The sequence below is a fragment of the Streptomyces sp. S.PNR 29 genome (assembly GCF_030386795.1).
GTDB lineage: Bacteria > Actinomycetota > Actinomycetes > Streptomycetales > Streptomycetaceae > Streptomyces.
The window spans coordinates 166,590-173,158 of record NZ_JANUQM010000019.1; the positions used below are offsets into that span (position 1 = coordinate 166,590).

At 71.9% G+C, this 6,569-nt stretch carries 4 protein-coding genes; 3 read left to right on the forward strand and 1 reads right to left on the reverse strand.

The features are described from left to right. On the reverse strand, window positions 1–719 hold a 719-nt coding region (locus NW895_RS37780; RefSeq protein ID WP_289941500.1), incomplete at its 3' end, for a GAF domain-containing protein. Between the two features lie 136 nt (window positions 720–855). Here NW895_RS37780 and NW895_RS37785 point away from each other — a divergent pair. The 3 genes from NW895_RS37785 to NW895_RS37795 form a co-directional block, all read left to right on the forward strand. Next, window positions 856–2,526 carry an AMP-binding protein gene (locus tag NW895_RS37785; RefSeq protein ID WP_289941502.1) on the forward strand — a complete coding sequence of 557 codons (1,671 nt, stop codon included), beginning with the start codon at window positions 856–858 and terminating at the stop codon, window positions 2,524–2,526. Further along, window positions 2,523–4,115, forward strand: a complete 1,593-nt coding sequence (locus tag NW895_RS37790) for an AMP-binding protein (protein WP_289941504.1) — start codon at window positions 2,523–2,525, stop codon at window positions 4,113–4,115. Before NW895_RS37785 ends, NW895_RS37790 begins: the two co-directional genes overlap by 4 nt. A 305-nt stretch (window positions 4,116–4,420) precedes the next feature. After that, window positions 4,421–6,569: Ig-like domain-containing protein (locus NW895_RS37795; RefSeq protein WP_289941507.1), on the forward strand; the 2,149-nt coding region annotated here is incomplete at its 3' end.

A 6,569-nucleotide genomic window follows, 5' to 3' on the forward strand; every position in this document is an offset into this window, starting at 1 on the left:
CGCTCGGCGGCCACCGCGTTCGTCGCGCCCGCGGCCACGCAGGCCAGCACGTCCACCTCGCGCGGGGCGAGGCGGACCTCCTGCGGCGGCGAGGACCCCGCCGCCAGCAGCCCACAGGCGTCGAGCAGCTCCGCCCGCAACGCCGGATCCTCGATCCTCGGCGCCAGCGCCCGCAGCGCCGCATGAGCCTCCCGGACCTGCTCCCACGCCGCGCCGGCGGCCGGAGCGCACGCCGGCTCGGACCGCGCGGCGTCGAGCAGCCCGCGCGCCTCCTCCCGCACCACCAGCGCCTGCTCCACGTCCCGCGCCGCCTCCACGGCCGCGCTCAGCGTCCGGTCGCCCAACGGCTGGGCCGTGCGCAGGGCGCCGTACAGCACGCCGCGCACCCGGCGCCGTACGACCACCGGTACCGCCAGCACCGAGCGCAGTCCCTCGGTGGCGACGGGGGCGTCGTACTCGTGGCTGATGTGCTGTGAGGCGGAGTAGTCCGTCACCGCGCACGGCCGGGCGAGTGCCACCGCCTTGCCGCCGAGGCCGTTGCCGGAGGTCACCGCGATCGCGCGCAGCGCGTATGTCGCCGTGCCGCTCAGTTCGCTGATGCGCAGCTGCGGACGTCCGGGTTCCACCAGGCCGCCGAACGCGACCGGGAGCCCGGTGGTGCGCCGCAGCCGTACCAGCGCGTTCCGGATGTCCAGCGCCCCCGCCGTGTCTGCTCCCACCTGTTCGCCCTTCCGTTTGCGCCCTCGCTGCGGCGCACACCCCCGTTCGGGGGTAGTGAGACCTGCATCACGGATTAGACGATGGCACAGAGCCGCCCGGCAATGGTCCGGCACGAGCAGGAACAGAGGAGGCCAGATGACGACGGCGACGGAGCTCTTCCGCAGGGCGCGGGACTTCCTGCTGCAGCACCGCGAGGACTACGCCACCGCCTACGAGGGCTTCGCCTGGCCCCGCCCCGAGCGGTTCAACTGGGCGCTGGACTGGTTCGACGTCATCGCGGACGGAAACGACCGGACCGCCCTGCACATCGTCGAGGAGGACGGCACCGAGACCCGCCTCTCCTTCGCGGAGATGTCCGCCCGCTCCAACCGGGTCGCGAACTGGCTGCGCGAGCGGGGCGTCCGCGCCGAGGACCGCATCCTGGTCATGCTCGGCAACCAGGCAGAGCTGTGGGAGACGGCCCTCGCGGCGATGAAGCTGCGCGCCGTCGTCATCCCGGCCACCCCGCTGCTCGGCCCCGCCGACCTGCGCGACCGGGTGGACCGCGGCCGGGTGCGGCACGTGCTGGTGCGCGCGGAGGACACCGGCAAGTTCGCCGAGGTGCCGGGCACCTACACCCGCACCGCGGTCGGCGGCGCGGCCGCGGGCTGGCAGCCGTACGAGGACGCGTACGGCGTCTCCGCCGCCTTCACACCGGACGGCCCGACCCTGGCCGACGACCCGCTGATGCTGTACTTCACCTCCGGGACGACCGCCCGCCCCAAGCTGGTCGAGCACACCCACACCTCGTACCCGATCGGGCACCTGGCCACCATGTACTGGATCGGCCTCAAGCCCGGCGACGTGCACCTGAACATCTCCTCGCCGGGCTGGGCCAAGCACGCCTGGTCGAACCTGTTCGCGCCGTGGAACGCCGAGGCGACCGTCTTCCTCCACAACTACACCCGCTTCGACGCGTCCCGGCTGATGGCGGAGATGGACCGCGCGGGCGTGACCACCTTCTGCGCCCCGCCGACGGTGTGGCGCATGCTCATCCAGGCCGACCTGACCCAGCTGCGCACCCCGCCCCGCGAGGTCGTCGCCGCCGGTGAACCCCTGAACCCCGAGGTCATCGAGCAGGTCCGCCGGGCCTGGGGGGTGACCATCCGGGACGGCTTCGGCCAGACGGAGACCGCCGTGCAGGTCGCCAACACCCCCGGGCAGCCACTGAAGACGGGCTCGATGGGCCGCCCCAGCCCCGGCTACCGTGTCGAACTCCTCGACCCGGTCACCGGAGCACCCGGCGCCCACGAGGGTGAGATCGCCCTCGACCTGTCGGTCAAGCCCGTCGGCCTGATGACCGGCTACCACGGCGACGCGGACCGTACGGCGGAGGCGATGGCGGGCGGCTACTACCGCACAGGGGACATCGGCTCCCGCGACGCGGACGGATACATCACCTACGTCGGACGCGCCGACGACGTGTTCAAGGCCTCCGACTACAAGATCTCCCCCTTCGAGCTGGAGAGCGCGCTGCTGGAGCACGAGGCGGTCGCCGAGGCCGCCGTCGTCCCCGCGCCGGACGAGCTGCGGCTCGCCGTCCCCAAGGCGTACGTCGTCCTCGCGGAGGGCTGGGAGCCGGGCCCCGCCACCGCGAAGGTGCTGTTCGAGCACTCCCACGAGGTCCTCGCCCCCTACAAGCGCATCCGCCGCCTGGAGTTCGGCGACCTCCCCAAGACCGTCTCCGGCAAGATCCGCCGCATCGAGCTGCGCGAGGCCACGGCCGCCGGCTCGGACGCCGAGTACCGCGAGGAGGACTTCCGGTGAGCGAGCTGTCGTACACGCACGGGGCGAGCACAACGGTCCTGCTCGGCGACACGATCGGCGCCAACCTGGACCGGGCGGTGGCCGCCTGGCCGGACCGCGAGGCGCTCGTCGACGTGCCGTCCGGGCGGCGCTGGACGTACGCCCGGTTCGGCGCGGACGTCGAGGAGCTGGCGTCCGCGCTGCTCGCCGCCGGGGTCGCCAAGGGCGACCGGGTGGGCATCTGGGCGGTCAACTGCCCCGAGTGGGTGCTCGTCCAGTACGCCACCGCACGCATCGGCGCGATCATGGTCAACATCAACCCGGCCTACCGCACGCACGAGGTCGAGTACGTCCTCAACCAGGCCGGTGTCTCCCTGCTCTTCGCCTCCCTCAGCCACAAGACCAGCGACTACCGGGCGATGGTCGACCAGGTGCGGGGCAGGTGCCCGCAGTTGCGCGAGGTGGTGTACTTCGGCGACCCGAGCTGGGAGACCCTGCTGGGGCGCGCGACCCCCGGCGCCCCGTACCCGGAGCTGTCCTGCGACGACCCGATCAACATCCAGTACACCTCGGGCACGACGGGCTTCCCGAAGGGGGCCACCCTCTCCCACCACAACATCCTCAACAACGGTTATTTCGTGGGGGAGTTGCTCGCCTACAGCGAGCAGGACCGCATCTGTGTCCCGGTGCCCTTCTACCACTGCTTCGGCATGGTGATGGGCAATCTGGCCGCCACTTCGCACGGCGCCTGCATCGTCGTCCCGGCCCCCTCCTTCGACCCGAAGGCCACCCTGGAGGCCGTCCAGCGGGAACGGTGCACCTCCCTGTACGGCGTCCCGACCATGTTCATCGCGGAGCTGAACCTCCCCGACTTCGCGACGTACGACCTGTCCTCGCTGCGCACCGGCATCATGGCGGGCTCGCCCTGTCCGGTGGAGGTGATGAAGCGGGTGGTCGCCGAGATGCACATGGAGGAGGTCTCCATCTGCTACGGCATGACCGAGACCTCCCCGGTCTCCCTGCAGACCCGCAGGGACGACGACCTGGAGCACCGCACCGGCACCGTCGGCCGCGTCCTGCCGCACATCGAGGTGAAGATCGTCGACCCCGTGACCGGCGTGACCCGGCCGCGCGGCGAGGCGGGGGAGCTGTGCACCCGCGGCTACAGCGTGATGCTCGGCTACTGGAACGAGCCCGAGAAGACCGCCGAGGCCGTCGACTCCGGGCGCTGGATGCACACCGGCGACCTCGCGGTGATGCGGGAGGACGGGTACGTCGAGATCGTCGGCCGTATCAAGGACATGATCATCCGCGGCGGGGAGAACATCTACCCGCGCGAGATCGAGGAGTTCCTGTACGGGCATCCGAAGATCAGGGACGTCCAGGTGGTCGGTGTACCGCACGAGCGGTACGGCGAGGAGGTGCTCGCCTGCGTCATCCCGCGCGACCCCGCCGACCCGCTCACCCTGGACGAACTGCACGCCTTCTGCGACGGGCGGTTGGCGCACTACAAGATTCCCAGCCGGCTGCGGATTCTGGACTCCTTCCCGATGACCGTGTCGGGGAAGGTGCGCAAGGTGGAGCTGCGGGAGAAGTACGCGGCGGACTGAGCACCGGTGGGCGGGGGGAGCGCACGACGGTCGTCGCGCGCCGGTGTCGTAGGCGGCCTCCGCGCTGTTCGAGCGGCTTGCGCGCTCCCCTGTTCGGGGGATTCGGACGTCGTGGTTCTGGCGTGGCGGGACCGGCCGGGCGCGTACTGGTGGTACCGGCCGGGGCCGCCCATCTCCTGCCGGGGGACGGCGGTTCGTGGTGCCCAGGCACCCGTCGCCGCCGGTAGCGGCCCCCGGCAGTGCGTACGGGAGACGGCCCGGACCAGCCCACACTCATGCTGGAGGTCCGCCTCATGCCTGCAACCGTGACCTTAGTCTCCACATCGCCGAATCCGGCGGTCACCGGCCAGCCGGTGACACTGACCGCGACCGTCATCCCCCTCGGGCCCGGTACCCCGACGGGCACCGTCACCTTCGCCGTCAGCGGCGGGCCGACCGTGACGGCGCCCCTCGTGGGCGGCACCGCGACAGCGACGGTCAGCAACCTGCCCGTCGGCAGCCTCCCGGTCACCGCCACCTACAGCGGTGACGCCAACTTCACCTCGTCGACAGGTACCACGGTCCAGGTGGTCCTCAGAGCGTCGACCACGACGACGGTGACCTCCACGCCGGATCCGTCCACCTTCGGCCAGCCGGTGACGATCACGGCGACGGTGGCGCCGGTCGCGCCGGGGACGGGCACGCCGACCGGCACCGTCACCTTCGTCATCAGCGGAGGGCCGACGCTGACGGCACCGCTGGTCGGAGGAACGGCGACGGTCACCACCAACACGTTGAGCGTCGGCCCGCACACGATCACCGCGATCTACAGCGGGGACGCCAAGTACCTGCCGTCGGCGGGGACGGACACGCACACGGTGAAGGACAAGGCGGCCACCACGACGACCGTGACCTCCTCGCCGGACCCGTCGGTGACGGGCCAGCAGGTGAGCATCACGGCCACGGTGGCGCCGGTGCCGCCCGGAGTGGGCACGCCCACCGGGACGGTGACCTTCACCTTCGGGGACGGGTCGCCGCCGGTGACCGTCCCCCTGGTGGGAGGTACGGCCACGGTCAACCACACCTACACCAGCGCCACCGGGAGCCCGTACGCCATCACCGCGACCTACAGCGGCAACGCCAACCTCAAGCCCTCCACGGGCGCCGACACCCAGACCGTACTGCCGGCGGCGACGACCACCACCGTCACCTCCAGCCCGGACCCGTCGGTGGTGGGCCAGCCGGTCACCTTCACCGCCACGGTTGCGCCGGTGGCGCCCGGCGCGGGCACGCCGACGGGCACGGTCACGTTCACCTTCGGTGACGGATCGCCGCCGGTGACGGTGCCGCTGAGCGGTGGCACCGCGACGACCACGCACGCCTACACCACCACCACGGGCAGCCCGTTCACGGTGACGGCCACCTACAGCGGCGACGGGAACTTCACCACGTCGTCGGGCACGGACACCCAGACTGTCGGAGCCTCGGCCACGACCACGACCGTGACCTCCTCGCCGGATCCGTCGGTGGTGGGGCAGCCAGTGACCATCACCGCGACGGTTGCGCCGGTGGCGCCGGGGGCGGGCACGCCGACGGGCACGGTCACCTTCGACTTCGGCGACGGGTCGCCGACCCAGACCGGCACCCTGGTGGGCGGCACGGCGACGGTGACCCACACCTACGCCTCCACGACCGGCAGCCCGTTCACCATCACCGCCACCTACGCCGGGAACGGCGACTTCACCGGCTCCTCGGACACCGACACGCACACCGTCAGCCCCGCGGCCACGACCACCACGGTCACCTCCACGCCGGATCCGTCGACGGTCGGCCAGCCGGTGACGATCACGGCGACGGTGGCACCGGTCGCACCGGGGAGCGGCACACCCACGGGATCCGTCACCATCGACTTCGGCGACGGCAGCCCGGCCCAGACCGTGACCCTGGTGGGCGGCACGGCGACGGTGACCCACACCTACACCACGGCGACCGGCAGCCCGTTCACGATCACCGCCTCCTACGGCGGGGACGGCGACTTCTCCTCCTCCACGGGTACCGACACCCAGACGGTGACCGCGGCGGGGACGACGACCACCGTGACGTCGAGTCCGGATCCGTCGGTGGTGGGGGAGCAGGTGACGTTCACCGCGACCGTCGCTCCCACCGCCCCGGGAGCCGGGTCGCCGACGGGGACGGTCACCTTCGACTTCGGTGACGGCAGCGCGACGGTGACGGTGCCGGTCGCCGGCGGTACCGCGACGGCCACGCACACCTACACCTCGACGACGGGCAGTCCGTTCACTGTCACCGCCTCCTACGGCGGGGACGGCGACTTCTCCTCCTCCACGGGTACCGACACCCAGACGGTGACCGCGGCGGGGACGACGACGACGGTGACGTCGAGTCCGGATCCGTCGGTGGTGGGGGAGCAGGTGACGTTCACCGCGACGGTAGCTCCCGTCGCCCCGGGTGGTG

What these genes read in the sequence shown, in the direction of transcription:
- NW895_RS37785 (WP_289941502.1), top strand. Translation starts at nt 856, where the DNA reads ATGACGACGGCGACGGAGCTCTTCCGCAGGGCGCGGGACTTCCTGCTG.